At 51.0% G+C, this 23,977-nt stretch carries 26 protein-coding genes, 2 tRNA genes and 1 pseudogene; 18 read left to right on the top strand and 11 right to left on the bottom strand.

The genetic code is table 11. The annotated features are described in order from the left end of the window. Positions 1-57: 57 nt before the first annotated feature. From CVV30_07405 to CVV30_07425, 5 genes are all read right to left on the bottom strand, one after another. The gene (locus tag CVV30_07405) at positions 58-1,089 is read right to left on the bottom strand and encodes a hypothetical protein (protein PKL69382.1); all 1,032 of its coding nucleotides are present in this window, start codon (positions 1,087-1,089) and stop codon (positions 58-60) included. A gap of 95 nt (positions 1,090-1,184) precedes the next feature. Further along, positions 1,185-1,259: transfer RNA gene (locus CVV30_07410), tRNA-Met, on the bottom strand. A 9-nt stretch (positions 1,260-1,268) separates the two neighbouring features. Continuing rightward, a tRNA-Asn gene (locus CVV30_07415) sits at positions 1,269-1,341 on the bottom strand. Positions 1,342-1,438: 97 nt separating this feature from the next. Beyond that, entirely contained in the window at positions 1,439-1,723 is a 285-nt protein-coding gene (locus CVV30_07420; GenBank protein PKL69383.1) for a hypothetical protein, read from the bottom strand. 28 nt (positions 1,724-1,751) lie between these two features. Further along, complete coding sequence (locus CVV30_07425) at positions 1,752-2,027, bottom strand: hypothetical protein (protein PKL69384.1); 276 nt, start codon at positions 2,025-2,027, stop codon at positions 1,752-1,754. A 60-nt stretch (positions 2,028-2,087) separates the two neighbouring features. On the opposite strand from CVV30_07425, the gene CVV30_07430 reads away from it, so the two are divergent. From CVV30_07430 to CVV30_07450, 5 genes are all read left to right on the top strand, one after another. Then, positions 2,088-3,215: an aminopeptidase P family protein gene (locus CVV30_07430; GenBank protein PKL69385.1), complete on the top strand. Its 1,128-nt coding sequence runs from the start codon at positions 2,088-2,090 to the stop codon at positions 3,213-3,215. After that, positions 3,212-4,087 carry a type II methionyl aminopeptidase gene (locus CVV30_07435; GenBank protein PKL69386.1) on the top strand — a complete coding sequence of 292 codons (876 nt, stop codon included), beginning with the start codon at positions 3,212-3,214 and terminating at the stop codon, positions 4,085-4,087. Before CVV30_07430 ends, CVV30_07435 begins: the two co-directional genes overlap by 4 nt. Positions 4,088-4,131: 44 nt before the next feature. Next, positions 4,132-5,406 carry an ATP-binding protein gene (locus tag CVV30_07440; GenBank protein ID PKL69387.1) on the top strand — a complete coding sequence of 425 codons (1,275 nt, stop codon included), beginning with the start codon at positions 4,132-4,134 and terminating at the stop codon, positions 5,404-5,406. A 1-nt stretch (position 5,407) separates the two neighbouring features. Next, positions 5,408-6,130 carry an MBL fold metallo-hydrolase gene (locus CVV30_07445; GenBank protein ID PKL69388.1) on the top strand — a complete coding sequence of 241 codons (723 nt, stop codon included), beginning with the start codon at positions 5,408-5,410 and terminating at the stop codon, positions 6,128-6,130. 174 nt (positions 6,131-6,304) lie between these two features. Further along, positions 6,305-6,574: a DNA-directed RNA polymerase subunit L gene (locus CVV30_07450; protein PKL69389.1), complete on the top strand. Its 270-nt coding sequence runs from the start codon at positions 6,305-6,307 to the stop codon at positions 6,572-6,574. 208 nt (positions 6,575-6,782) lie between these two features. On the opposite strand, the gene CVV30_07455 is transcribed toward CVV30_07450, so the two are convergent. From CVV30_07455 to CVV30_07465, 3 genes and pseudogenes are all read right to left on the bottom strand, one after another. Then, a complete protein-coding gene (locus CVV30_07455) occupies positions 6,783-7,400 on the bottom strand; it encodes a translation initiation factor IF-2 subunit beta (GenBank protein ID PKL69390.1) in 618 nt (205 codons plus the stop codon). A gap of 199 nt (positions 7,401-7,599) precedes the next feature. Continuing rightward, complete coding sequence (locus CVV30_07460; GenBank protein ID PKL69391.1) at positions 7,600-8,082, bottom strand: ArsR family transcriptional regulator; 483 nt, start codon at positions 8,080-8,082, stop codon at positions 7,600-7,602. Between the two features lie 115 nt (positions 8,083-8,197). After that, positions 8,198-9,190 (bottom strand): annotated as a pseudogene (locus tag CVV30_07465) (ketol-acid reductoisomerase). An 86-nt stretch (positions 9,191-9,276) separates the two neighbouring features. On the opposite strand from CVV30_07465, the gene CVV30_07470 reads away from it, so the two are divergent. From CVV30_07470 to CVV30_07495, 6 genes are all read left to right on the top strand, one after another. Continuing rightward, positions 9,277-10,278: a GTP cyclohydrolase I FolE2 gene (locus tag CVV30_07470; protein ID PKL69392.1), complete on the top strand. Its 1,002-nt coding sequence runs from the start codon at positions 9,277-9,279 to the stop codon at positions 10,276-10,278. A gap of 268 nt (positions 10,279-10,546) precedes the next feature. After that, positions 10,547-11,914 (top strand): coenzyme F420 hydrogenase subunit alpha, encoded by a 1,368-nt coding sequence (frhA, locus tag CVV30_07475; protein ID PKL69393.1) that lies wholly within the window; start codon positions 10,547-10,549, stop codon positions 11,912-11,914. Positions 11,915-11,924: 10 nt separating this feature from the next. Beyond that, positions 11,925-12,446, top strand: coding sequence for a coenzyme F420-reducing hydrogenase, FrhD protein (gene frhD, locus CVV30_07480; protein ID PKL69394.1), 522 nt, complete (start codon positions 11,925-11,927; stop codon positions 12,444-12,446). Continuing rightward, complete coding sequence (frhG, locus tag CVV30_07485) at positions 12,385-13,248, top strand: coenzyme F420 hydrogenase subunit gamma (protein ID PKL69395.1); 864 nt, start codon at positions 12,385-12,387, stop codon at positions 13,246-13,248. The genes frhD and frhG overlap by 62 nt, the downstream gene beginning before the upstream one ends. Positions 13,249-13,257: 9 nt before the next feature. Next, positions 13,258-14,184 carry a coenzyme F420 hydrogenase subunit beta gene (gene frhB, locus CVV30_07490; protein ID PKL69771.1) on the top strand — a complete coding sequence of 309 codons (927 nt, stop codon included), beginning with the start codon at positions 13,258-13,260 and terminating at the stop codon, positions 14,182-14,184. A gap of 291 nt (positions 14,185-14,475) precedes the next feature. Continuing rightward, positions 14,476-15,444: a hypothetical protein gene (locus CVV30_07495; protein ID PKL69396.1), complete on the top strand. Its 969-nt coding sequence runs from the start codon at positions 14,476-14,478 to the stop codon at positions 15,442-15,444. Positions 15,445-15,466: 22 nt separating this feature from the next. Here CVV30_07495 and CVV30_07500 read toward each other — a convergent pair whose 3' ends face one another. Together CVV30_07500 and CVV30_07505 are read right to left on the bottom strand one after the other, a co-directional pair. Further along, positions 15,467-15,955 carry a DUF2124 domain-containing protein gene (locus CVV30_07500; GenBank protein ID PKL69772.1) on the bottom strand — a complete coding sequence of 163 codons (489 nt, stop codon included), beginning with the start codon at positions 15,953-15,955 and terminating at the stop codon, positions 15,467-15,469. 138 nt (positions 15,956-16,093) lie between these two features. Then, a complete protein-coding gene (locus CVV30_07505) occupies positions 16,094-16,861 on the bottom strand; it encodes a hypothetical protein (GenBank protein ID PKL69397.1) in 768 nt (255 codons plus the stop codon). Positions 16,862-17,033: 172 nt separating this feature from the next. On the opposite strand from CVV30_07505, the gene CVV30_07510 reads away from it, so the two are divergent. Then, the gene (locus CVV30_07510; GenBank protein ID PKL69398.1) at positions 17,034-17,855 is read left to right on the top strand and encodes a site-specific DNA-methyltransferase; all 822 of its coding nucleotides are present in this window, start codon (positions 17,034-17,036) and stop codon (positions 17,853-17,855) included. On the opposite strand, the gene CVV30_07515 is transcribed toward CVV30_07510, so the two are convergent. After that, a complete protein-coding gene (locus CVV30_07515) occupies positions 17,852-18,031 on the bottom strand; it encodes a hypothetical protein (protein PKL69399.1) in 180 nt (59 codons plus the stop codon). The genes CVV30_07510 and CVV30_07515 overlap by 4 nt on opposite strands. Between CVV30_07515 and CVV30_07520 the strand changes: the two genes are divergently transcribed. From CVV30_07520 to CVV30_07545, 6 genes are all read left to right on the top strand, one after another. Beyond that, positions 18,024-18,944 carry a hypothetical protein gene (locus CVV30_07520; protein ID PKL69400.1) on the top strand — a complete coding sequence of 307 codons (921 nt, stop codon included), beginning with the start codon at positions 18,024-18,026 and terminating at the stop codon, positions 18,942-18,944. The genes CVV30_07515 and CVV30_07520 overlap by 8 nt on opposite strands. A gap of 86 nt (positions 18,945-19,030) precedes the next feature. After that, positions 19,031-19,831: a hypothetical protein gene (locus tag CVV30_07525; protein ID PKL69401.1), complete on the top strand. Its 801-nt coding sequence runs from the start codon at positions 19,031-19,033 to the stop codon at positions 19,829-19,831. Between the two features lie 92 nt (positions 19,832-19,923). Beyond that, positions 19,924-20,154, top strand: a complete 231-nt coding sequence (locus tag CVV30_07530) for a type II toxin-antitoxin system HicB family antitoxin (protein ID PKL69402.1) — start codon at positions 19,924-19,926, stop codon at positions 20,152-20,154. Between the two features lie 288 nt (positions 20,155-20,442). Next, positions 20,443-21,621: an aspartate aminotransferase gene (locus tag CVV30_07535; protein PKL69403.1), complete on the top strand. Its 1,179-nt coding sequence runs from the start codon at positions 20,443-20,445 to the stop codon at positions 21,619-21,621. Between the two features lie 92 nt (positions 21,622-21,713). After that, complete coding sequence (locus CVV30_07540; protein PKL69404.1) at positions 21,714-23,285, top strand: S-layer protein; 1,572 nt, start codon at positions 21,714-21,716, stop codon at positions 23,283-23,285. Continuing rightward, positions 23,282-23,953 (top strand): hypothetical protein, encoded by a 672-nt coding sequence (locus tag CVV30_07545; protein ID PKL69405.1) that lies wholly within the window; start codon positions 23,282-23,284, stop codon positions 23,951-23,953. Before CVV30_07540 ends, CVV30_07545 begins: the two co-directional genes overlap by 4 nt. The last annotated feature ends 24 nt before the right edge of the window (positions 23,954-23,977 follow it).

The raw sequence follows: 23,977 nt of genomic DNA on the forward strand, positions 1-23,977 counted from the left end.
TAAAGGCTTTTTACCGATCAGAGAAACAGTTCTGCGATCACGAAACATTTTGGGGGATTATGGAACGAATATATCCCCCCCCACGTTTTCCCCCCATTCTTTTTTTATTTTCTGGATTCCGGATGTGTCCCCCTTATCAAAAATATCAATTGCAGTAACCGGTAAACTCCCGGGGGGAATCACGGCGTGGAGCTGCCTGAAATCACCCTGGTAAACTTCAATTATCTGTTCTCCTTCCGTTTCGGCAATCTTAATGGGATTTTTCATGACCGGGTGCTTCACCATATCTTCTATCTGTTCGAATATCCTGACCCGGCTAACCTTGAAATACTCCCGGTTTACTTCGAGATTGAAAGCGGACCAGAATGCCGAGGCATACCAGGCATCATTCATAATCACGTGCGGCACCCCAAGATATGCAGCGGACAGCCCGAGCGTCCCGACACCGGAACAGGCATCAATAAGCAGCTTTGCCGGAGGATTTCCAATATGCTGTTCCAACGCCCGGATCTTAGGTGCATATCCCCGTGAAAATTCTATATGGACCAGTGACTGCTGTTTGTATATGACAAGCGGCCCGTTCCTGAGCGGAAAAATGTCTGCCCGTACATCGCACCCTGCCAGAAGATCGTATACATTAGGTACTGACTTTAAATCAGCGCTTGTAATCCCCGGTACAAAATTCCCGGTTTTTACTACCCCACGCAGTTCAGGAACATCCCTCATGAGCCGTTCTGCAGTTTTTTTGGTTGCTTTCTGGGTTAACAGTACAAGGGATTTCTCAGGAAGAAATGGCGGGCGTTCCATGGGAAATCCCGGGTGGACAAGCGGGGATCCCACAGAAATCAATGGTTCGGTCGGTTTCATATCCCCTTCTTCCACCATGATCACGTAGATATGGGCAAAAACCTCATCAATGAACCGTTTCCCGCAGGAGCAGGGCAACGTGTATTCAAGAGTGGGAAGCGGGGCCCGTTTATCCAGTACGCGGGCACTGCATTCTGCACAGGGACTGAACAGGGACGGGAGCGTGGCAATAATATCCCTTGCTGATCTGACACAGTCCATCTGGCAGACAGGGCACTTCATTACCCTCCCTTTGTGCGTCCCGCAATAGAAACTTTTTCAATTCGTTCAGGAGGAAAGTGTGCGCCAGAGCTTCAGGAAAAACATGAAAAAAACAATGGGCCCGAAGGGATTCGAACCCATGACCGCCCGGTTATGAGCCGGGCGCTCTAACCGGACTGAGCTACGGGCCCCCTTAAAAACGCCCCCCACAGGGCTCGAACCTGTGACATTCGGATTAACAGTCCGACACTCTACCAACTGAGTTAGGGAGGCACGTTAATGCGCCTTATTAGATTCTTTTCGGGGACTTTTAAAGGTAACTATGAGGGTGATCGCAGTTGAACACGGGAAAAACCAGAGACATACCGGATCACGGTCGCTTCATCGCCGCGAGCAACCGGATAAGGTCATCCAGGTCCTCATTGAGATGCTGGAATAATTCCGCAGTACGGGGTGTGGCAACGGCTCCTTCCGGGGATGCGCGGATATACCCGAGTTGTTCCAGTATATGGAGGGAGTACCGGATCCGGTGCGAGGGGAGGTCAAGCAGCTCGGACAACTTCATAATGCCGATTGGTTCATGATCGGCAACTGCTTTTGCCACTTCAATATGACGGCTCAGCAGTTCGATTTCATCCTTCATCTTTTTGAGCATAATTCTCCGAAAAACTCCCGGTCACAAACTATGCAGTCTTGTCGTTCTGTCCGGGGTCTTCCCCTTCTTTACTCTTCTCTGGTTGTGCATAAAGCCAAGCTTTCGTTTGCCGGTATCTCTTTACAAAATCCAGACAAAGGACCAGGGCAAGGACAAGCATCGCAAGGATCGCCATCGGGGCATAGGGTGAATGGATAATGAAAAAGACGAGAATAGACAGGGCTACAAGCATCACAATAATATTCAGCTCAATGGTGAGTCCATAAAATTTCCATCTGAACTGGGTTTTGGCATCATCTTCCATCAAAGGATTGTCAACTCCGGAATAAAAGTACTTGACGTTTCACCACATATATCAACCTTGATGGACACTTTATCCCGTGCAGTCAGAAAAAGTGGTGCGGATGCATTTGTGATGTATGCATCCTCACGCGACGCAGACATGCGTTACCTGACACAATTTGTCACCAGTGACCCATTTGTCTATTTTAAAAAGGCAAACGAGAATGGCATGATCATCATCTCCCAGATGGAAACCGGACGCGCATCCCGCGAGTCCACTGCTTCCGTGATGACCCGGACCCAGGCGGGGCTTCCGGATATCCTGAAAACTGAAAAAGATCCCTGGAAAGCAACCGCAAAAATGATCGCCGGGCAGGTTGGCAAAAAAGTACTGGTCCCCCCAAATTTCCCTGTAGCGCTGGCAAATGCCCTCGGGGAATTTTGCACAGTACTGGTTGACAGCGGCACGGTACCTGCAATGCGGGAAAAGAAGAGCCGGAACGAAATACAAGCAATGAAACACGTCCAGAAGATAACCGAGACCGCTATGGGTATTGCGGTTTCGCTGATACGGCATTCCAGTGTAAAAAACGGCATCCTGCATTCTGACGGGAAACCGCTGACATCAGAGATGATTAAATTCTCCATGCATTCCTATCTTCTCGAACATGGATGCACTGCAGTAGATACCATAGTTTCGTGCGGGGAAGAGACCGCGGTCCCGCACATAACCGGGACTGGCCCATTACATGCGGACAACCCGATTGTCATCGACCTGTTCCCCTGCGAGGAGAAAACCGGATACTACGCGGATATGACGCGCACGGTGGTAAAAGGTGAACCCACACCGGAGATACGTGAAATGTATGCCGCCCTGTGTGAAGCAAAACAACTGGGCATCTCCCGGGTCAGGGCCGGGGCATACGGATCCGATATTTACCAGTCCGTTGTTGACTTTTTCAAAGAACGGGGATATGATAGCGATACCCGGGGATTTGTTCATAACCTCGGTCACGGGGTGGGCCTCCAGGTACACGAGCTGCCTACGGTCGGACCTGCAGGAAAAGAACTCAGGGCAGGCAGCGTTATCACGATCGAGCCGGGGCTCTACTATCCGAAAATAGGGGGAGTGCGCCTCGAAGATATCGGAGAGGTCACGACAAAAGGGTTTAACAATTTCACACAATTTCCGGAGGATCTCGTTGTATGAATGACGATATATTTGAGAAATACGTCGAAGCTGGTGCCATCGCTTCAAGGATTCTTCGACAGGGGGCACAGGATATCAGAATAGGGGAATCATATCTCGATCTCGTAGAAAGCATTGAGTCAAGAGTCCTTGAGGAAGGTGCGTTTCTCGCGTTTCCTCTCAATCTCTCGCTAAACGAGGATGCTGCCCATGATACTGCATCTCCTGCCGATACGCGGGTTTTCGAGAAAGGAAACGTAGCAAAACTCGATCTCGGCGTCCACATTGACGGGTATATCGCAGACACGGCTACTACCGTTGATCTGGGCAGCAACTCCCTGCTCCTGGCAGCATCAGAAAAGGCGCTCGAGGCAGCAATAAAAACGGTCAGGCCGGGTTCAACAGCCGGCGAACTGGGCGCGGCAGTCCAGCACGAGATCGAGAGCAGGGGATACCGCCCTATCTCAAACCTGACAGGGCATGGACTTGACCAGTATGTTCTTCACCGCGCACCCACCATCCCCAATGTCGGCAATAACGGGGGGATCGTGCTTGAGGAGGGGATGGTCTTTGCAATCGAACCTTTCGCAACGACGGGGAGCGGCCATGTAGGGGAAAAAACCCGGATGGAGATCTATTCCCAGATCTCACAAAAACCCGTGCGGATCCCGGCAGCGCGTGCGATTCTCGAGACCGTGAAAGATCGTCACGGGCTCCCGTTTTCCCGTCGCTGGCTTAAGGAACGGAAACAGGATATGGCACTTCCCACACTGCTCAGATCGCACACGCTCCATGCATACCCGGTCCTCTCCGATATCCCGGGGTCTCTCGTATCCCAGCATGAGCATACGGTTATTGTGACCGTTGATGGTTGCGTCGTCACAACACGATGAGATAGTCTTATTCAATCCGGAAAAGAATAATTGAGGTTACAGCCATGTCTGGAGATTCTGAAACCCTGCGCATAATGGATGTCGTTCTGACCGCTGAAATATTCAACCAGAACCCCCAGCTCGATATCAATGACTTGACGCCGGCCTGCCGCGATATTTTTAGCATCACCAGCGCAGCTGATGTGAAGCGGCCGGTTTACGTGAGCGACGGAGTGATCAAACGAACACTGTCCATAGCTGATGCTCACCTGAAAATGTCTGCAAACCCCTTTGTGGCATATGAGGATTTCGGCCAGCGTCTTCGTATCACGGCGCTCGAATCTGCGGCCCAGTGGTTCCTTAAACAGGGAGGGAAGTCGCTTATTGAGAAAAATCCGACTCTCGCTTTCTATTTTGGGAAACTGGATTCCGTTGATGTTGAGTATAAAACGGTCCGTGCTGCAAACCCGCCCTATGAAGACACCAAAGCTCATCTCGATGCACGCCTCTCGAAGCTGATCGGTGAAGACGAAAAACTCCGCGGTGCAATGGATCTCGTCATGATCAGCGCACCCGAGGAAGTGGAGCAGAGAATGGAGGACCTTGTCTGCACACCCTCGCAGCTTGCAGTCATCTCTAAGATCCAGAACGCTCTCATACACCGGGAGTACCTGCAACATCACCGCATCCACGAAGTGGGTAAACTCCTCTTTGTCGGTCCACCCGGTACGGGAAAAACCTCGATAGCCCTTGCCATGTCCAACATCATGCACATGCCGGTGCTGGAAGTCCGCCTCTCGATGATCACCTCGCAGTATCTTGGCGAAACCTCGAAAAATATCGATCGCATTTTCGATCTGGCAAAAAAACTCTCCCCATCCATCCTTTTCATCGATGAATTCGATTTTGTCGCAAAGAGCCGGGTTGCCGATGATCACGGTGCCATGAAACGCGCGGTCAACTCGCTGTTAAAAAATATTGACAGGATAAACCTGGTTAAAAATGGCGTGATCCTTATCGGCGCCACCAACCACCCCCAGCTGCTTGATGAAGCGGCATGGCGGCGGTTTGACGAAGTGGTGGAATTCTCGTTACCTGATGAAGACATGCGAAAAAAAATCCTGCAAAAAGTGACTGCATCTCTCAGCTGCGATATAGACTACCAGATGCTCGCGTCAAAAACAGAGGGATTTTCCGGTTCCGATCTCCGCATGATGATCAAAGAAGCAGTCCTTTCCGCACTTATGGACAACCGCCAGTCCCTTTCCCATGAAGATGTCAGGAAAGGCATCCTTATGGTGAAAAACCGGGACGCAATCCGACACCTGAACTGGTTGTAATATGAAGATCACGCTGCTGGGAACCGGCGATGCGATTGGTACACCCAAAGTTGGATGTACCTGCCCCCAGTGTACTCACGCCAAAGAAACCGGCAGGATGCGATTGCGCACCTCCCTGCTCGTGGAGAATGAGGGGCATCGCCTCCTCATTGATTCCTCTCCGGATCTTCGCCAGCAGCTTCTCTTGAACGGCTCGCCGCATATCGATGCCGTGATCTGGACGCATGGTCACTACGATCACTTCGTCGGGTTTGGCGAGTTCTACCGCGTCCAGAACATCCCTCCGGCCTTTGCCGCACCCCCGGTCCTGAACTACTGTGCAGAAGCATTCCGGTTTCTCACGTTCGACAAAGTCGCAATCCAGCCGTACGTACCATTCGAGATCTTCGGAATTACCGCCACCCTTTTCATGGTAAAACATCCCCCAGCGTATACCTGTGGAATACTCTTTGAAACAGACCAGTCACGCGTGGCATTTACTTCAGACACGAACATCGACATTCCCCAGCAGAGTCTTGATCTCTTACAGGATCTCGATCTCCTGCTTCTGGACAGCCTCGTGCCTTCGAACATCTCGATTGGAAAGCACATGAATTACCTTGAGGCATGCTCACTTGCCGGGAGCCTAGCGCCAAAGGATTTCCGTTGTGTGCACATGAGCCATATGATCCCGTGGGAACTTCCCCACACAGGAAAAGACGGGGAAATATTCGAATTCCCCTGATTTTTTCCCCATCTGGTCAACTCTTTTTAGGTTATGGGAAAATGAGCCCGCATAAAAACCCGGGATGTACTAACAAAAAGACATCTCACGAGGCAACTACCCATATTTCGTTTCCAGGGCTTGTATGCGGATCACCCATACCTTAATGATTTTCAGGTGCCCAACCATAGGTGCATGATTGTAAAAATGCTCGAGCTCGAGAAGGACAAGGTGCGGCTCGTCATCCAGGGGCAGGGTCACACGTTCATGAACGCCCTTGTCGAGGAATTGTTAACCGATTCCGATATTGATGTCGCCCGCTACATGATAGAATTCCAGTTCTCTGACCCGGAACTCTTCGTCACAACCAAAGGCAAGAAAAATCCCCTCCCCATCATCAAGAAAGCGTGCAAGCGTATCTCCGGTAACTGCAACGAGCTCATCAAGGGCTTAAAGAAACAGTAAGTTAACATTCAATATTTTTTTGCATGAAACTGTGCCAGTGCATTTCGTTTGACAATCCCTCCGGGGATGTCCATGCAAACATCTCAAAAGCATCAGATTGATGACTGTTTTTATCAGGTGTGGCTGATTGCCAACGTGACGTTACAAACCGAGTGATTAAAAAAAGGTTTTACTGGATAATTGTTCTTGGGAAAACCCGGGTAAAAAATTATTCTTCTGCTCTCTCGGTAAAAACGATCGAGCCCGAGATACGGGATATCTTGATCTTTATCTTCATACCCGGCTTGGAATTGGCTACATACATGATGTAACGTCCCATCTTGACGACCCCGTCCCCACGCTTGGAGATCGACTGGATCTCAACATCCATGATCTGGCCTTCTTCAAGATTCTCGGAAACGGGTTCTGTGCGGGCTTTTCGCTTTCTTACCGGACGGTGACTTCCACAGGCATCGCAGCGGAGCAGCGTTACACGGTCATCCTTGACAAGACGGGTATCAGGTTTACCGCATTCTGAACAGATTACGTAGTCTTCTACGTAACTCTTGATGATCATCTTGATGAGCGAGATCTCGAATTTCCCGTTAAAGATCGCCCGGTTACCATCAACTTTCCCTGACGTTCCCAGTTCTCCTAAAAGAAACTTCATCAGGTGATCCGGATCACGGCGGACTTTGCTGACAATATCAGTGAAATTCTCAAGAACTGTGGTCTTGCCCTCCACGTATGCTTTGGCCTCGGGAACTACAAAACGTTCCGAAGATTCTGATTTTTCGGTGATATTGGAATAGGCCTGTTTAAGGAGATTTTCATATGAGTCCGTCATAGTTGTATAATATAAAGGCGCCCTGCATCCAAAAGACTTTCTCAGGAAAGATACATTCCCGACAACACCCTTATTTTTGTCCATGAATTGAAATGGGCGGGTCTGGGGCAATTTCAGGAAGAAGTCCCGGCCCCACATACGGGATTGTGTAATAGAATCATATTCACAAAAAGGTAGTTTCTTGTTATTAAGGTTAAAATTATACTTTTATTGAAGAAGATACGAGCGCGATTAATTCTTTGTTCGTTTTCACATTTTCTACATCATTCTGGTTGATATTAGTCACGGCAACTGACACCATTCCCCGGGCTTCGATCCATTTTTTAAACGTTTCATCCGCTTGGCCAGGTCTGCCACCATGCGTGGAAAAAGCAACCGCCGGTTTTCCCATGCAACCCTTAAGCCCGGCAATTGCAGCATGAATCGCAGGGGTTGGCTTGAACGCCCAGACCGGGGAACCGAAAACCACCAGATCATACTCGGATACATCAACGGATGCCGGCTCAATTGTCGTCAGCTCTTCCCCGCGTGCCATCTTGCACCTGACCAGGAACCGTGTCAGCCGCGAATACGGTGCAACATCATTAATTTCCACAAGAAATGAGTCGAATGCTGAAGACAGGTGTTGGGCAATATGACGGGTATTTCCGGTCTCGCTGTGATATATAATGCAGATTTTCATCTACTGATAGGTAAGCAGCCGGATGCAAAAAAGATATCAGAAAAAAAGAGGATTATTTCTTGCGGGCAGGTGCTTTCACTGCCTTTTTCGCGGTTGGTTTAACAGGTTTCTTTCCCTCGTTCTGCTGGAACTGGGGCATCATTCCGCGGACTTCTTTGCCCACTTCTTCAATAAGATGGTCCTCATCTGCTGCGGTGAGCGCGTTAAAGACCGGCCGGTTTACCATGTTCTCAAGCATCCATTCCCGGGCAAACTTACCGCTCTGGATCTCTTCGAGGATCTCCTCCATCGCGATATAACTCTCTTCTCCAATAACACGAGGCCCTCTTGTGAGATCGCCATACTGCGCGGTGTTGCTGATGTACTTGCGCATGTTTGTCAGCCCGCCTTCATAGATCAGGTCAACAATGAGTTTTGTCTCATGAAGTACTTCGAGATATGCCATCTCGGGTGCATAACCCGCGTCAACGAGAGTTTCAAATCCCGCTTTAATTAAGGACGTCATACCGCCACAGAGAACGGCCTGTTCACCAAATAGATCGGTCTCGGTCTCTTCACGGAATGAAGTCTCTAATACCACTGCACGGGTTGCCCCGATTCCCTTTGCATAGGCAAGCGCGATCTTATGCGCATTTCCCGAATGATCCTGGTGGATTGCGATAAGAGCGGGGACACCTTTGCCTTCCTCGTACTGGCGGCGCACCATAAAGCCGGGGCCCTTTGGCGCGACCATGATCACGTCAACATTAGAGGGGGGGACGATCTGGCCGAAGTGGATATTGAACCCATGGGAGAACATCAGGCATTTGTTCGCAGTCAAATATGGCAAAATCTCAGCACGGAAGACTGTGCCTTGGTGTTCATCCGGTAAGAGTATCTGGATAATGTCTGCTTTCTTGACGGCTTCTGCAACCGTCATCACTTTCATGCCATCCTTACTTGCAGCATCCCAGCTCTTGCCTTTGCGCAGGCCAATAACGACATCGAGTCCGCTGTCTTTTAAGTTCAGTGATTGTCCGCGCCCCTGGGAGCCATAGCCGATAACAGCAATGCGCTTGCCTTTCAGCACACCGATATCCGCATCCGCCTCGTAGTATTTTTCCATCATGATAGTTCCTTTTGATATCAGCAACAAAGCACATAAATATTATATAAAAAAACTAAAGAAGACACTTGGAAGAGCGATAAGCAGCCATGACCATTACCACACCCACAGACCAGAATCTGGACAGAACGTTCAACAGGGAACTGCCAGACGTGCAGGCTTCATCTCCTGATGTCCGGATTAACCTTACACGGGTCGGCGTGAAAAACGTAAAAAAACTTGTCGAAGTTCACCGAAATGACAAACGTCCGGTCATTTTTATATCCAATTTCGATGTCTATGTCGATCTGCCCGGAAGCCTCAAGGGAGCAAACCTTTCACGGAATTTTGAAGTGATTGATGAAGTGCTCCAGCAGGCGATCGATGGCGACGTGAACATGATAGAGAAACTCTGCAGTGTTGTTGCAAGGAAACTTCTCGACCGGCATGAATATGCAGACAGGACCGAAGTATTCATGCGCAGCGAGTTCATGGTCAAGCGTGAGACGCCGGTCAGCCACACGGTCTGCCATGAAGTCGTTAAAGTACACGCAAGTGCTGTTGCACGCCGCACCTTCAGGGACCCAATCGTCAGAAAGAGCATTGGTGCAGAAGTGACCGGTATGACCGCCTGTCCCTGTGCACAGAACATCATGAAGGAACGGGCAATGCGGGTACTGCAGGGACTTGACGTCGACCAACAAAGTATCGACGCGTTCTTTGCAGAAGTTCCCATGGCAACCCACAACCAGCGCGGAAAAGGGTTTCTCAGTATAGAGACGGATGATGACCAGCATGTGGATCTTGAAAAGGTCATCGGTATTCTCAAAGCCTCGATGAGCAGTGGTATCTACGAACTCCTCAAAAGAGGAGACGAAGGCCATGTGGTGCTTGCCGCGCACAAAAACCCACGGTTTGTTGAAGACTGCGTCAGGCAGATGGCCAAAAAAGTGCTTGCAGAATTTGAGTATCTTTCCGGCGATTCTGTTGTTACTATCAAGCAGACCAATGAAGAAAGCATCCACCAGCATGATGCTTATGCCGAACGACAGGCAACCATCGCCGAGCTTGTCGATGAAATGAATGGTGAAAACCGAAGTAATGGTGAGTAAAACAGCAATTCAATTACCATTATTTGTATGAATGGTTAATTATTGTTCCAAAAAAATCTTAATACACACTTTTTTTACAAAATAAATCGATTTTTGTTTTTATTTTCTTTGTTTTATCGGCACACGAACAGATAATAAAGGTTATTAGAGGGCTCGTGTAAAATAAGGTTGAACGTACTTTGTACGGTCACTTATCTCGAGATGAGAGATGTATACAGCAATTTTGTACTGCTATACGAACAACTCAACATAAAATGAGGCGATAATATTGTCGAAAGTAGTAGAGATTTCCCCAACCACAAGACATGAGGGACACTCAAAGTTGGTCTTGAAGGTTAACGACGCTGGCATCATCGAAACGGGTAACTGGTGCTCCATTACCCCGGTGAGAGGCGTTGAGAAACTTGCTGTCGGAAAGACACCAGAGCAAGTTCCCAAGATCGCATCACGTGTCTGCGGTATCTGTCCGGTTGCACACAACCTTGCAGGTACTGAAGCGATGGAAGCATCCATCAAGTGCGAGATCCCAAAGGACGCAAAGATGCTCCGTCACATCGTGCAGCTGGGCAACCGTGCCCACAGCATTGCACTGCATGATATACTGATCCTGCCCGATTTCTATATACCGGGCACTGAGACCAAGATCAACCCGTTCACGGCAGAAGAGCCGGTACGCACCGTTGCAAAGCGGATCCAGAGAATCCGTGAGATCAGCCAGACTATCTGTCAGATCGCCGGTGGCGAAGCAATCCACCCGAGCAACACCCGTATCGGGGGTATGTACCGCAACTGCTCCGAACTGGCAAAGACCAAGATGTACGACTTGGCAAAGGAAGGACTTGTCCTTGCCCACGCTCAGTCAGAGTTCATGATCGCAGTCATCCGCAGCTACCACAAGAGAGACTTTGTGGATGTTGGCGGCATGAAGGTTCCGATGGTCAAGGAACTCGGTTACCACAACCAGGGCTACCTTGCAACCCACGCGTTCTATGGAAGCTCCAGCCAGGAAGAATGCCCCAGCTGGGACATCAACCGGTTCAAGGAAGTCCGTCCATGGGACTGGTATATGGGTGAGATGGAAATCTCGCTCGAAGAGCCAAAGTACCCCATTGGTGGAACCACCAAGCTCGGCACCAAGGTCAACCCCCAGATGGAAGCCTGCACCGGCATTCCGATGTACGACGGCCAGCCCGTTGAAGTCGGCCCCCGTGCCCGTCTCGCAGTCTACAAGGGCTACGACGAAAAAGGCACCCAGGGACAGAATGTTGCCCGTGAGATGGAATACCAGGACTGCTTCTACGAGATGATCGACTGCATTGACGAACTTAACCCGAGCGGTAAGGTCGTTGCAGACTACATCCCCGACGGTGACGGTTCACTCGGCTGGGCATCAAATGAAGCCCCCCGTGGAACCGATGTCCACATTGCACGTGTTAAGGACTGGAAGGTCCAGTACTTCTCCATGCTGGTCCCGACCACCTGGAACTTTGCAACCTGCAGCGCTGCACTCAAGGGTGCACCCTGGCAGCTTGCCGAAGTTATCATGCGTGGGTATGACCCCTGTGTGTCATGTGCAACCCATATGATCGTGATCGATGAGGACAACCGGTTAGTAGCCCAGAAACTCATCGAGTGAGCGTACATAAATGCTGTATCCAGAGATCGTGATTGTAGGGTGTGGAAACCCCCTGTTTGCCGATGACGGGTTCGGACCCGCTGTTGCAGAAGAAATGCAGAAGCTCTCACTTCCCGACAATGTGAAAGTAGAAGACGGGGGCCTTGGTGCCCCTCATTTTATTTTTTCCCTGCTCGACCCGGAAGTGACGAAACGACTCATCATCGTTGATATTGCGGACTTTGGTGCGGAGCCTGGCTCAATTGCGAAGTTCCGTATGGAAGACCTGCCCCCGGGCAGTTACCGCGATGCACATTCCTGGGATCTCACTGAGCCGCTGGAGCGGATCAAAGACCAGATCGATATCACGGTTATCGGATGCCAGCAAAAATACGTCTCCGATCCCGAAATGGAAATCGGGATTTCCGATGAAGTTTCAAAAGCTATTCCCAAAACAGTACGAATCGTACTGGATATGATTGGTGATTATAATGGGATTACTAGACAGTGTCTTCAAGAAGAACATCAGTGCGGCACCTCAGAAACCCGCTGATGTAGCAAAACCAGTAGAAACAAAAAAGGAGGTTAAGCCTGTGGCAGACAAAATTACAGTGGGCTATACACACCTGAGTGGGTGTACCGGTTGTACTGTGGCATTAGCAGACAACTACGCCGGATTGTTAACGCTCCTCGACAAATACGTTGACCTTAAGTACATGCCAACACTTGCAGATGCAAGGCACATCCAGAAGGTTGATGTATCATTCGTTGAGGGTTCAGTCTGTATTAACGACAAACTCGCAGTGGAAGAGATCAAGGAAACCCGTGAAAAGTCAGCAGTGGTAGTGGCACTCGGTGGCTGCGCCTGTTACGGCAACATCACCCGGTTCTGCCGCGGTGGCCAGCAGAACCAGCCGGCACAAGAGGCATACCTGCCAATCGGTGACCTGATCAAGGTCGATGTGTACATCCCCGGATGCGCACCATCACCCCAGCTGATCAGGAACGTAGCCGTTGCAGCATACCTGCTCTTAAAGGGATCCCCCGAACAGAAGGCTCTTGCAACTGCATACTTAAAGCCCCTCATGATGGCAGCAGACAAGGGAACCAGCGCATGCTTCTGCGACCTGATGACCAACGTCATCAACCAGGGCCTGTGCATGGGATGCGGCAGCTGTGCAGCAGCCTGCCCGGTTCGTGCAATTACTCACGAGTACGGCAAGCCCCAGGGTGAGCGCGACCTGTGCATCAAGTGCGGTGCGTGCTATAACCAGTGCCCACGAAGCTGGTTCAGCTTCGATGTGGTATCTGCATATGAGTCGATCAACGAGACTATCATGGCGGCACTCCAGTAGGTGATTGAAATGGGAGCAGAACTCGGTAATTACAAATCATGCGTCTCAGCACGAAGCACCGACAAGGAGATTCTCAAGCACGCACAGGATGGCGGTATCGTCAGCCAGCTGTTTGGATTCGCACTTGACGAGGGCATCATTGACGGCGCAATTGTTGCAGCCAACAAGGAATTCGCGGCAAAGTACCCGTCGAAAGTCATGGCTGACAACTCAAACTTCGACATGATCGAGCCATGGAGACCAATTCCAGCCATTGTCAACACAAGGGCAGAATTGATCGCCGCAGCCGGTACCAAGTACAACGTCAGCCCGAACGTTTCGATGATCAAGGAAGCAACACGTAGCTTCGGTCTCGACAAGGTCGGTATCGTTGGAACCCCCTGCCAGATGCAGGCAATCAGGAAACTCCAGCTGTACCCCGTTGGTGCCCGGGATGTCGGCGCCAGCATTGCACTTGCAGTCGGTATCTTCTGCATGGAGAACTTCCCCTACCAGTCCATCCTTCAGCTCGTGGAAGACCACGCAGCCATGAAGATGGAATCCGTCAAGAAGATGGAGATCGGAAAGGGCAAGTTCTGGGTATACGGCAAGCGCGGACAGGTAGTCCAGCTGCCACTCAAAGTGACCCACAAGTACGAGCAGCCAGGATGCAAAGTATGTCTTGACTACGTTGCAAACCTCGGCGATATCTCAACCGGATCTGTTGGCAGCCCCGATGGATGGTCAACTGTCATGGTCAGGTCCAAGATCGGAGACTCGGTCTGGGCAAAGGCAATGGCAGCAGGTTGCTTCGAAACCCAGCCAATCGAAAAGGTCAAGCCAGGTCTTGAACTCGTAAGCAAGCTCGCAAACGAGAAGATCTCAAAGAACAAAGCAACGCTCGAAGCGCGTGCAACGTTCGGTGTGGGCAAGGCTCTCCGGAACCCCTACATCTAATTTTTTTTTATTTCTGCTTTTTTCCTATATCCTTTTATCCGGGTACTAAAAACTCCGGATGTGCATAAGCGCCGGATAAACACTTCGAAAGTCAGCACCACAATAATCGGGTGCTTCTCGCCCGGCTTCTTCGCTCTTTAAGGGGGATTGTAAAGCACATCGGGAATCGCATCCCGGGCAACATAACGGGGGTGCTAGCCATTCACGGGATTGTAACCCTCCCCCGAACACAAAAAACGTTTAACAGCTTACGGCGAAAGTTCATTATCCAGCACAACCGGAGGGAGATATATGAACATCAATACCATGCGTGCCACAATCCTGATCATACTTCTTGCATTCATGGTTACACCGGTTGCTGCATCGGTCTATTACACATCGAGTGCTCCCCAGATAATTACCAAGGGCGACACGTTTACCATAAGCGGTACCAGTGCAAAAAACGGCATGGTTACCATCTGGATCATCGGAAGAAATTACTTTGATACTTTCACGGCCACACCGGATCGGTTTGGGAATTTCTCGGCCACACTAAAACCCACGACCACGGAAAAGTTCTCCAGTGGCCAGTATGCCGTATTACTCCAGGACCCGGGCGCGAGTGGCACCATGGAGATTGAGCCCGGGACGGATAGCAGCGGTAACCTCACTATCATGAATCGCGGAAAAATAATTGAAAGGATCGGTGCCCGCCAGGATCTCAAAGGAAACGTCCAGCCGGTAGTTGCCAAGCTTATGGACGCTGCAAAAATCCAGAACGTTGATGACACATTCCTGCCCGAATATTTTTTTGTTGAAGAACCGTCCGTGCAGTTCGATAACCTGATTTCCGTATCCACAATACATCTCCCTGACCAGATAACCGGGGAGCGGATCGCTATTACCGGAACAACGAATATGGGCCCGGAAAATTCCCTCCGTGCCCAAGTCTACAACAGGAATACAAACGCGCTCATCACATCAAACACGCTTCCTGTTGTGGCAGGAAACCATATCAACCGCTGGACCTACGAACTCAATGATCCCGGCCTGCCCCAGGGAGAATACTACATAACCGTAGGATGGACGAAATCAAATCAGGCAGGCACGGGGCTGGCAAAATTTACCGTAAAAGATCCGACACACACCACGCAAACACCACTCCCCTTCTCCGGTATTGAAAAAGAGATACCGCGGGATGATGTTTCTACGCTCTTATTCCTCACCATCAGCGGGGTGCTCATTCTCATCCTGATTGTCTTTGCCGTTGGGAAAAAATGAACGGTGAATGGGACTTAGCCGCTCACTCTTTTTTCGTTACCGTTACCGGATCAATCGTTGCATCGATCATCAGGTCAAAGGAAACTGTATCCAGCCAACCGGCTTTCTCAAACATGCTCATGAAACAGACCCCGACAACCTTGACCGGGCCATGCTGCTGAATGAGCGCCTGTACATCCTTTTTTGTAAGTGGCATATTCGGCATAGCAAGCCCGCCCATGATAACGATCACCCGGGGACGGAGCAGGGCAGGACCCCCACTCACCTGCATGCCGACATCAGAAATTTCAACAATCTTCTTTGCTTTTGACTCATTGAGAAGCGGTACAAATACCTGTTCAAGGCGCAGTCCCCGCGTGGCCATTGCCAGCAGTTCGACAAACGGCGAACAGGTGCCTGCGCAGCCGTAGTATACAATCTGGTCTCCTTCTGCCAGTTTCAGGGATTGCAGGTATTCCTTAAACGGGCGGAGGATACCGGGAACACTCTTGAAAATCTCCTTTGTAGCCATAGTAGTGATTTCCATGGAAAAGAAAATAAACATACGTGAAATGCCAGCAAACCGGCTGCGGCTGCAAGTGCAGTCCTGAACAGAGACAGGAGAAAATGGTAATCTCAGGGCCAGAAGTCTATCAGGGAGAACCCGATATCATTTCATCGCCATCAATGCGGCGGCGTTCAGCTGGATCTCATGATTTTTGAGCGCATCGTCGACAGAACTACGGAACTGGTTGTTGAGTTTTGAAATAACCCCGTTTATGGAAAGGACAGCACTATTTTTCTTATTAATTACGACATCCTGTAACTCGGTTCGCGTAGCATCGATCTGGTCGGATAGTTTCTTTGCTTCTGTGATATCCACCCCTTGTCGGGTGAGTGTGAGGAGGAGATTCTCACGTTTCTCGGTGCTGGTATTAAAAGCTGCAATTCGGGCACTGCCTTTTTCCAGCCAGATCGCATCGGGCATCCGGACAAAAGAAGTTTCAGCAATTGCTTCAGTTGCATTGGTGCTTACCCTCAGCTCAGCGTCATTCCCGTTGAAAGCAGCAATCTGGGTCTTGGTCTCATCGGAGAACCGTATCGACTGGGCTCGCATCTCTTCCCGGGCGGCAGTGATCTCATCGGAGGTATACAACAGGGGAATCGAGGATGCTGCAGTGAGATAATCGTCCTGTATCCACCGCAGGTTGATACTCCCGGCACCATTGCTGATCCGATCGATATAGGCGATAACCCCGTCCATGCGGGCCTGTTGCATAATACCCACATATGCGGTATGTGTTTTGAGAATCGAGATCAATTCCGGGTTGTCCTTGTCAAGGGGGCCGGTACTGGATGGGATTTCAGTATATCTTCCATCAACTAAACCGGCAACCGGCGAAATAATCGCCAGGAGAAATACCAGCAATATTATCATTCCCGTATATCGCTGACCGTTCATGAACCCCACAATCCCCAGCCCGCAAAATCCTTGTTGCAGGTAGTTACGTTAAGGTGCAATTCCGGGCAGATAATATTGCTAGGATAACAAAAGTTATTCTTCTAACCTGCAGGTTAGCTCAATCCTGCCCTGACTTTCTGCGGGCGAAATGCTATACCACAGGGTAACGAAGATCTACAGTACAAGAGGAGAGCACGGCGTGAAGAGCGGATTTTTTTTTAAAAACGGGCAGGCTGCCATCATCAATGAAGATCTTTTCACCACCCGCTTGATTCCGCCGGAAAGTATCGATCTCATCGTCACTTCACCACCCTATAATGTGGATATCCAGTATAACAGCCATGATGACCAGATCACGTATGATGATTATCTCGCGTTCTCAAAGCGCTGGATGAAGCGCTGTTATGGCTGGCTGAAAGACGATGGCCGGTTCTGTCTCAATATCCCGCTTGACAAGAACAAGGGCGGCCAGCAGAGTGTGGGGGCCGACCTGACAACGATCGCGAAGAAATGCGGGTTTGCGTACCATTCGACTATTATCTGGAACGAAGGAAACATCTCACGCCGGACGGCATGGGGTTCATGGCTGAGTGCATCGGCACCTTACGTGATCGCCCCCGTTGAACTGATCGTGGTCCTCTACAAAAAATCATGGAAAAAGACAAGCGGCTCGCGGGAATCTGACATCAGCCGCGAAGAGTTCATGGAGTGGACCAATGGGCTCTGGACATTCAATGGCGAGCGCAAAACGAAAATTGGTCACCCGGCCCCGTTCCCGGTAGAACTCCCCCTCCGGTGCATGAAATTATTCTCTTTTGTCAACGATACTGTGCTCGATCCGTTCATGGGCAGTGGATCCACCCTCGTAGCCGCATCCCGGTGTAACCGGCAGGGTGTAGGGATCGAGATCGATTCCCGCTATTGTGAGATTGCAGCAGAGCGGATAGAAAAAGAAGGGCGGCTGGATTAGATCGAACGTATCTGTACTACTCGGTCCATCCTGAAAACCAATGGTGCATCCGCCCCCACCGGTTGCTGTTCTTTTATACCCTTATCCGGGTACGAACCACATATTGCAATTAGATCTATTCCGGTGAGCGAATATTCATATCGTATGGCGCGATACCGTTGAACCGGGATGACCATGACAGGGAATGCTGAGATATATATTGCCGGTGCACAGGATCGCAGGGACGGCGTTGAACGAGTGCTTAACGAATTCGATCTCTCGGATTTTTCCGGCGGATCCGTCGCTCTCAAGGCAAACTACAACAGCGCCGACCCCGCACCCGCATCAACGCACATCGACACGCTGGATGCAACCTGCAAGGCAATTCTTGAGCAAAAGCCCGCCCGCCTCATCCTTGCCGAACGCAGCGGTATGGGAAACACCCGTACGGTGCTGGAAGAGCGGGGAGTAGATGCACTTGCCCGCGAACAGGGCTTTTCTGCAATCGTGCTCGATGAACTCGACCGTAATGGATGGCATGAGGTCCAGGCACCCGGCCTTCACTGGTCCCGGGGATTTTTCCTTGCAAACGTGTTTGCCCGGGCTGACCGGGTCGTGCAGACCTGCTGCCTCAAAACCCACCGGTATGGCGGGCATTTCACCATGTCATTAAAAAATTCTGTTGGCCTCGTGGCAAAACGGGTTCCCGGGCTTGATTACGATTTTATGAACGAACTGCACGGTTCCCCCCAACAGCGTATAATGATCGCCGAGATCAACAAATTCTACCGGACCGACTTGATCGTAATGGATGCTGTCGAAGGGTTCTCGACAGGGGGACCGGACCGCGGGAAACTCATCAGACCCGGGGTCATGATCGCCGGAACGGACCGGGTTGCAATTGATGCCGTGGGCGTGGCCCTTCTTCGATCGTTCGGGACTATCCCGGATGTGATGAACGGAAAGATCTTTGAACTGGAACAGATCGCCCGGGCAGCAGAACTGGGCGTAGGGATTGCATCCGCTGACCGGATAAACCTCATCCCGCTGGACACGGCTGGCGAAGCAGCAGCCCAGAAAATACAGTACCAGTTAGACGGGGACCGGTGATCTCTCGGCCGGGATTGATGAAAACAGAATAAAAACCATTACACATAATTACCGGCCAGTTTCACGATACTCAATCATCCTTTCCTATGACCGCAACGCTGACCGCATATATTGACATGGAATTTGCCGGCATCTACGGCACGCACCAGCGGATGCAGATCCCCATCGAGATCGGTGTAGTGCTGCATGATCCTGCCACCGATGCCCTCTCGTTTGCCGGAAAACCTTTCCAGGCCGATATCGAGGTGGAACTCTGGAAGAATATCTTAAACGATGTAGGAAAACGCGTGGATGCCCGGAGGAGAGTCTTCAACCTTGCCGAACCTGCCCGCACCCAGCAGTTTGACCACCGGTTCCACCTGAGTCCTGCAGGTGCCCGCAAGGCCCGGACAGCCATCGCAACGGTGAATACCGATCTCCGCCTGTTCATGCAGGCGCTGAACAGCAGGAACATCGGCACACTGGTTTTTTTTGCCCGGCAACGCGAGATGGTAGCGTTCCGGCAGGCACGGGTGCGGACCGACGGATTTCTCACCCGTGATATCCAGCACGAAATCGCCCATGCGATGCAGCTGAAAGAACAAATCTCACTTGACCGCATGTCGCTGATCATCGGGTTTGGCATTTCCAGCACCACAATACGGTCCGCACATCTCTCTTACACGATTCCCAAGCAGTACCAGTATGTCATCAAACCGCACAAGGCAATCGGCGATGCGGCCCGCATGTTTCTCGTGGATATGGAGTTCGGACAGCACCAGAAGGAGACCCGGGCAGGTATCGTTGACCATATCCTGCAGTACGAGAAGGCACGGGAAGCCGCACGAATCCAGAAGGAGGGGGAGCAGTCCGATTTGCCAGAAGAGATGGAACCGGGCGACAACTGACACGGCAGGAAGGAATTCCGGTTTTTTACCTGAAAAGCGCAGAAATTGCCCTATCCGACCAAAAACTATGTGAAGAAATATCTCTTTTTAGTATGATCATGCACTACACCATCATCCTCGATGCTCAGGCAGACGGCGAGTATACCGCCCGGTGCGTTGAGTTATCGGAGGCTCTTGGCCAGGGCAGCACGCAGGGCGAAGCGCTTGCCAGTATTCGTGAATCCATCGAACTGGAACAGGCAGCCCGCTGCGAAGTCCTGCACAAGACCATGGGTGCAGTCAACTCCGAGATCATCAGGATCGAAGTAGCTGACACTGCGTAACCGTCCTCCCGGGTATTCCGGCAGGACACAAAAATCTCTCCTTTTTTTCCGGGTGACATGTTTTTATCCGTGCAATGATTCATTTCCTGAAATAATTTCAGAGGACGTTTTCCAGGGTCTCCCCGCATCAGGCACATGAAACATTAGCAAAGGTACAGGTTTTTTTCCGCCATAACATTGAGCCGGGTGCGCTACCGATACGGGAAAAACCATAGTTCAATCCGGATGCACGGTTTTTTTTGTGGTGAATCCCCAATCAGGTACCAGTACATACAGCGGGAGCATTTCATGGCATTCCATTTCGCAGACAGGATCAAACGGGCACCGGTATCATTTCTCTCTGAACTCTTTTCCGTATCGAACAACCCGTCCATCATCTCGTTTGCCGGGGGACTCCCATCATCAGCCCTGATAGACACTGAGGGAATTGCACAGGCAACACAACAGGTAATGGAAGAAGAAGCCCAGATCGCACTCCAGTACACTACTACTGACGGGTACCTGCCACTGCGGGAATATATAGCAGACCGCTACCGGACCCGGCTGGGAATACCAGCAACCGCAGCAGATATCCAGATCGTCAACGGTTCGCAGCAGTGCCTTGACCTCTTTGCCAAGATTTTTCTTAATATCGGAGACCATGTCGGTATGGAGCGGCCGGGGTATCTCGGCGCCATCGAAGCTTTTTCGCTCTATGAACCGGTCATCGATACCGTTCCGCTGGAAGACGATGGCCCGGATCTCGCATTGTTCGAACAGTTCGTTAAAACTACGAATGCGAAATTCTTTTACGGCATTCCCAACTCCCAGAACCCGTCCGGCAGGACATACTCACAGGAAAAACGCCGGGCAATGGCCGACATACTCCGGACGAGCGACACCGTCTTTTACGAAGATGACGCATTCGGTGAGCTCTTCTTTGATACAAAACCCCGGATGCCGGTAACAAAGTACCTGCCGGACCAGAGTGTCATCTCCGGCTCATTCTCCAAGATCATCGCACCGGGCATGCGGATAGGCTGGATCTATGCGCCGGAAGCCATTCTCACCCCGTTCAATGTCGTCAAGCAGGCAGCAGACCTGCATTCCAATTTCCTCTGCCAGAAGATCCTCCACCAGTACCTGATCACGCACGATCTCGATGACCATATCCGGCACATTACCCGGGTGTATGGCAGGAAGTGCCGGCTGATGTGCGACCTGCTCGATGACCAGTTGCCCCAGCTCTCCCACACTACTCCGGAAGGGGGTATGTTCCTGATGGCAACTCTTCCGCCCGGCATCTCTTCCCGCAAGGTCTTTGACGAGGGAATCCGGCAAAAAGTCGCCGTGCTTCCCGGTATGCCCTTCTATGTGGACGGGGGCGGGGAGGACAATATACGACTGAACTTCTCGAACCCGGACGAAGAGATGATCAAAACCGGCATCTCCCGGCTTGTTCAGGTAATTAAGGGGCTTGTCTCGTAATTTTTAAAAAATTTTCCGCTATCCGTTTTTATGGAAAAACGTATGCTATAAATAGCGCGCTCCCCTGAAATTAGAGTACAGGAAGAGATACAATGAGAAGAAATTTCCTTATGATACTTATGATCCTGATACTGTGTGCGGTCTGTACCTTCCCGGTATCTGCGAGCATTGTTGTCGGTGATGTTACCCCCCCGGTAACTGAAGTGACAACAAAGGCAACACCAGAACCGACAGCTTTGCCGACATTTGTCACCCAACCCACTACGGTACAAACTACGGTACCAACTAAGGTGCCCACCACGGAACCAACATCATTGCCGACATTTGTCACCCAGCCCACCACGGTACCCCCCACGCTCTTACCAACGGTCACCATCACTATCCAACCCACCCAGGTTGGCGGGGGTAAAGGATGGATCGATACCTATTGCAATGTTGACGGCGCCACTGTATACTTCGATGGTGTCCCGCAGGGTAATATTGCCGGGGGCATTCTCTCGGTAGCGGTATCTCCGACAGGTTCTCCTGTCAGGACCATTTCCGTATCACTCTCCGGCTACACCACATGGTCCGGTCCGCTCTCCCGCATGCCGGAGAGTGGTGAGCATGTTGCAGTCTATTCAACCATCAACCCAATCCCAACCCAGACTACTGTGCCTCCGATCCAGAATGGCGCAATCTATGTCCAGTCAAGTCCTGCCGGTGCAGCGATCTACATGAACGGTAACTTCCAGGGATATGCACCGATAACGCTTCCCAACATGATTCCGTCCACCTATTCCATGAAAGCATCTCTCTCCGGTTATACATCGGATACCCAGCTGATTACCGTGTACTCCGGGCAGACGGCTACCTATTACCCGAACCTCCAGCCATCTCCCCCTGCACCCCGGAACACCGGGACCGTGTCAGTAACCTCGAGTCCCAACCATGCATCGGTCTATGTCGATGGCACGTACCAGGGCCAGACCCCGATAACGGTGACATTGTACCCGGGCAGTCATTCCTTCAGCCTGACCCTTCCCGGATACAGTGACTTCCCCGTAACTCTCTACGTCAACGCCAACACCAACCAGAAACTGAACGCGGAGATGTCCCCGGCCATATATGGTACGGTTGCCATCACATCCATGCCCGGTGCAAGTGTTTTCATGGACAGCAATGCCCAGGGACAAATCCCTCCGTCAGGCACACTCACCCTTTACAACATCCCCAGCGGAAACCACCTCTTCAAGGTCACTGCACCCGGGTACAATGAATGGATGAACACCGTGTATATCCGGCCCAATGTCGTAAACCCGATCAGTGCGCCCCTGACGCCGATCAATCCGAACCCGACACCTGTACCTGCTACCGGCGGGTTCAACATTGTTTCCACGCCAACCGGTGCTGAAGTCTACATCGACAACCTGTTCAAGGGATACACCCCGGCAACACTGGATGGCATTACCCCTGGAGACCACCAGGTCCTGCTCAAATACACGAACTATATTGATTACTCAACCGTAGCATCGGTAACCGCCGGTCAGACGACCCCGCTAGCCATCAGCATGCAGCCTGCTCCTTCACCCACACCGAAGTCCGCTCCCTCAATCCTGACGATGATCGCGGGTTGCACTGCAATTCTTGCGATTGGTATCGCAACAAGGAGGTTCCGTCCATGAACAGCTCATTCGTGCAATCAAACAAGATCCTTATCGGTTCGATCCTTGTCATCCTTATCATAGGATCGTTCACCCTGCTCGCGTACAATAACCAGAACACTGCCCTGCAGAACTCAGTCAAGCAGGGCATGGAATCCACGGTAAGCGTGATGGCAACCCAGATATCGCCCAAGGATCTTGCTGGAATCAAGCCCGGTGATGAGGGGTCGGAACAGTATAAGGCCATAGTGCAGAAACTGCGCACAATGCGCAGTATGGATGACGCGCTGCTCAATGCCTATATCCTCAAAGTCAATCCCGACCAGACCGTAACATTCCTGGTAGACGATCTCTATCTGCAGGATCCCCAGGGCTCGGCAAAGATAGGTGAAGTGTCGACAGCTCCGAAAATGGATATCCTGCTCGCCCTCTCCGGCCCGACAACATCGAAACAGCCCTACACTACCAAGTACGGGTCGTTCATGACCGCCTATGCTCCCATCGATGACAATATTCTGGATTCGACCGGAAACACCTATGCGGTGCTTGCAATCGATGTGCCCGCAACGGATTATAATGATTATACTTCCCGCGGGGGATGGATCCTTCTGACAGGGCTCGTCTCAATGATCCTTGCTATTGGCGCGATCTTCTTGTTCGGGCGCAGTACCACGAAGAAGGACGAGTGAAGACTTGCAATAAAACGGGGCTGT

The sequence above is a fragment of the Methanomicrobiales archaeon HGW-Methanomicrobiales-1 genome, from assembly GCA_002839675.1.
Classification (GTDB): Archaea; Halobacteriota; Methanomicrobia; order Methanomicrobiales; family Methanospirillaceae; genus Methanoregula.

Excerpts from the sequence above, each read along its gene's own strand:
- CVV30_07405 (PKL69382.1), bottom strand. The coding sequence starts at position 1,089 with ATGAAGTGCCCTGTCTGCCAGATGGACTGTGTCAGATCAGCAAGGGAT.
- CVV30_07420 (PKL69383.1), bottom strand. The coding sequence starts at position 1,723 with ATGCTCAAAAAGATGAAGGATGAAATCGAACTGCTGAGCCGTCATATT.
- CVV30_07425 (PKL69384.1), bottom strand. The coding sequence starts at position 2,027 with ATGGAAGATGATGCCAAAACCCAGTTCAGATGGAAATTTTATGGACTC.
- CVV30_07430 (PKL69385.1), top strand. The coding sequence starts at position 2,088 with ATGGACACTTTATCCCGTGCAGTCAGAAAAAGTGGTGCGGATGCATTT.
- CVV30_07435 (PKL69386.1), top strand. The coding sequence starts at position 3,212 with ATGAATGACGATATATTTGAGAAATACGTCGAAGCTGGTGCCATCGCT.
- CVV30_07440 (PKL69387.1), top strand. The coding sequence starts at position 4,132 with ATGTCTGGAGATTCTGAAACCCTGCGCATAATGGATGTCGTTCTGACC.
- CVV30_07445 (PKL69388.1), top strand. The coding sequence starts at position 5,408 with ATGAAGATCACGCTGCTGGGAACCGGCGATGCGATTGGTACACCCAAA.
- CVV30_07450 (PKL69389.1), top strand. The coding sequence starts at position 6,305 with ATGATTGTAAAAATGCTCGAGCTCGAGAAGGACAAGGTGCGGCTCGTC.
- CVV30_07455 (PKL69390.1), bottom strand. The coding sequence starts at position 7,400 with ATGACGGACTCATATGAAAATCTCCTTAAACAGGCCTATTCCAATATC.
- CVV30_07460 (PKL69391.1), bottom strand. The coding sequence starts at position 8,082 with ATGAAAATCTGCATTATATATCACAGCGAGACCGGAAATACCCGTCAT.
- CVV30_07470 (PKL69392.1), top strand. The coding sequence starts at position 9,277 with ATGACCATTACCACACCCACAGACCAGAATCTGGACAGAACGTTCAAC.
- frhD (PKL69394.1), top strand. The coding sequence starts at position 11,925 with ATGCTGTATCCAGAGATCGTGATTGTAGGGTGTGGAAACCCCCTGTTT.
- frhG (PKL69395.1), top strand. The coding sequence starts at position 12,385 with ATGGGATTACTAGACAGTGTCTTCAAGAAGAACATCAGTGCGGCACCT.
- frhB (PKL69771.1), top strand. The coding sequence starts at position 13,258 with ATGGGAGCAGAACTCGGTAATTACAAATCATGCGTCTCAGCACGAAGC.
- CVV30_07495 (PKL69396.1), top strand. The coding sequence starts at position 14,476 with ATGAACATCAATACCATGCGTGCCACAATCCTGATCATACTTCTTGCA.
- CVV30_07500 (PKL69772.1), bottom strand. The coding sequence starts at position 15,955 with ATGGCTACAAAGGAGATTTTCAAGAGTGTTCCCGGTATCCTCCGCCCG.
- CVV30_07505 (PKL69397.1), bottom strand. The coding sequence starts at position 16,861 with ATGATAATATTGCTGGTATTTCTCCTGGCGATTATTTCGCCGGTTGCC.
- CVV30_07510 (PKL69398.1), top strand. The coding sequence starts at position 17,034 with ATGCTATACCACAGGGTAACGAAGATCTACAGTACAAGAGGAGAGCAC.
- CVV30_07520 (PKL69400.1), top strand. The coding sequence starts at position 18,024 with ATGACCATGACAGGGAATGCTGAGATATATATTGCCGGTGCACAGGAT.
- CVV30_07515 (PKL69399.1), bottom strand. The coding sequence starts at position 18,031 with ATGGTCATCCCGGTTCAACGGTATCGCGCCATACGATATGAATATTCG.
- CVV30_07525 (PKL69401.1), top strand. The coding sequence starts at position 19,031 with ATGACCGCAACGCTGACCGCATATATTGACATGGAATTTGCCGGCATC.
- CVV30_07530 (PKL69402.1), top strand. The coding sequence starts at position 19,924 with ATGATCATGCACTACACCATCATCCTCGATGCTCAGGCAGACGGCGAG.
- CVV30_07535 (PKL69403.1), top strand. The coding sequence starts at position 20,443 with ATGGCATTCCATTTCGCAGACAGGATCAAACGGGCACCGGTATCATTT.
- CVV30_07540 (PKL69404.1), top strand. The coding sequence starts at position 21,714 with ATGAGAAGAAATTTCCTTATGATACTTATGATCCTGATACTGTGTGCG.
- CVV30_07545 (PKL69405.1), top strand. The coding sequence starts at position 23,282 with ATGAACAGCTCATTCGTGCAATCAAACAAGATCCTTATCGGTTCGATC.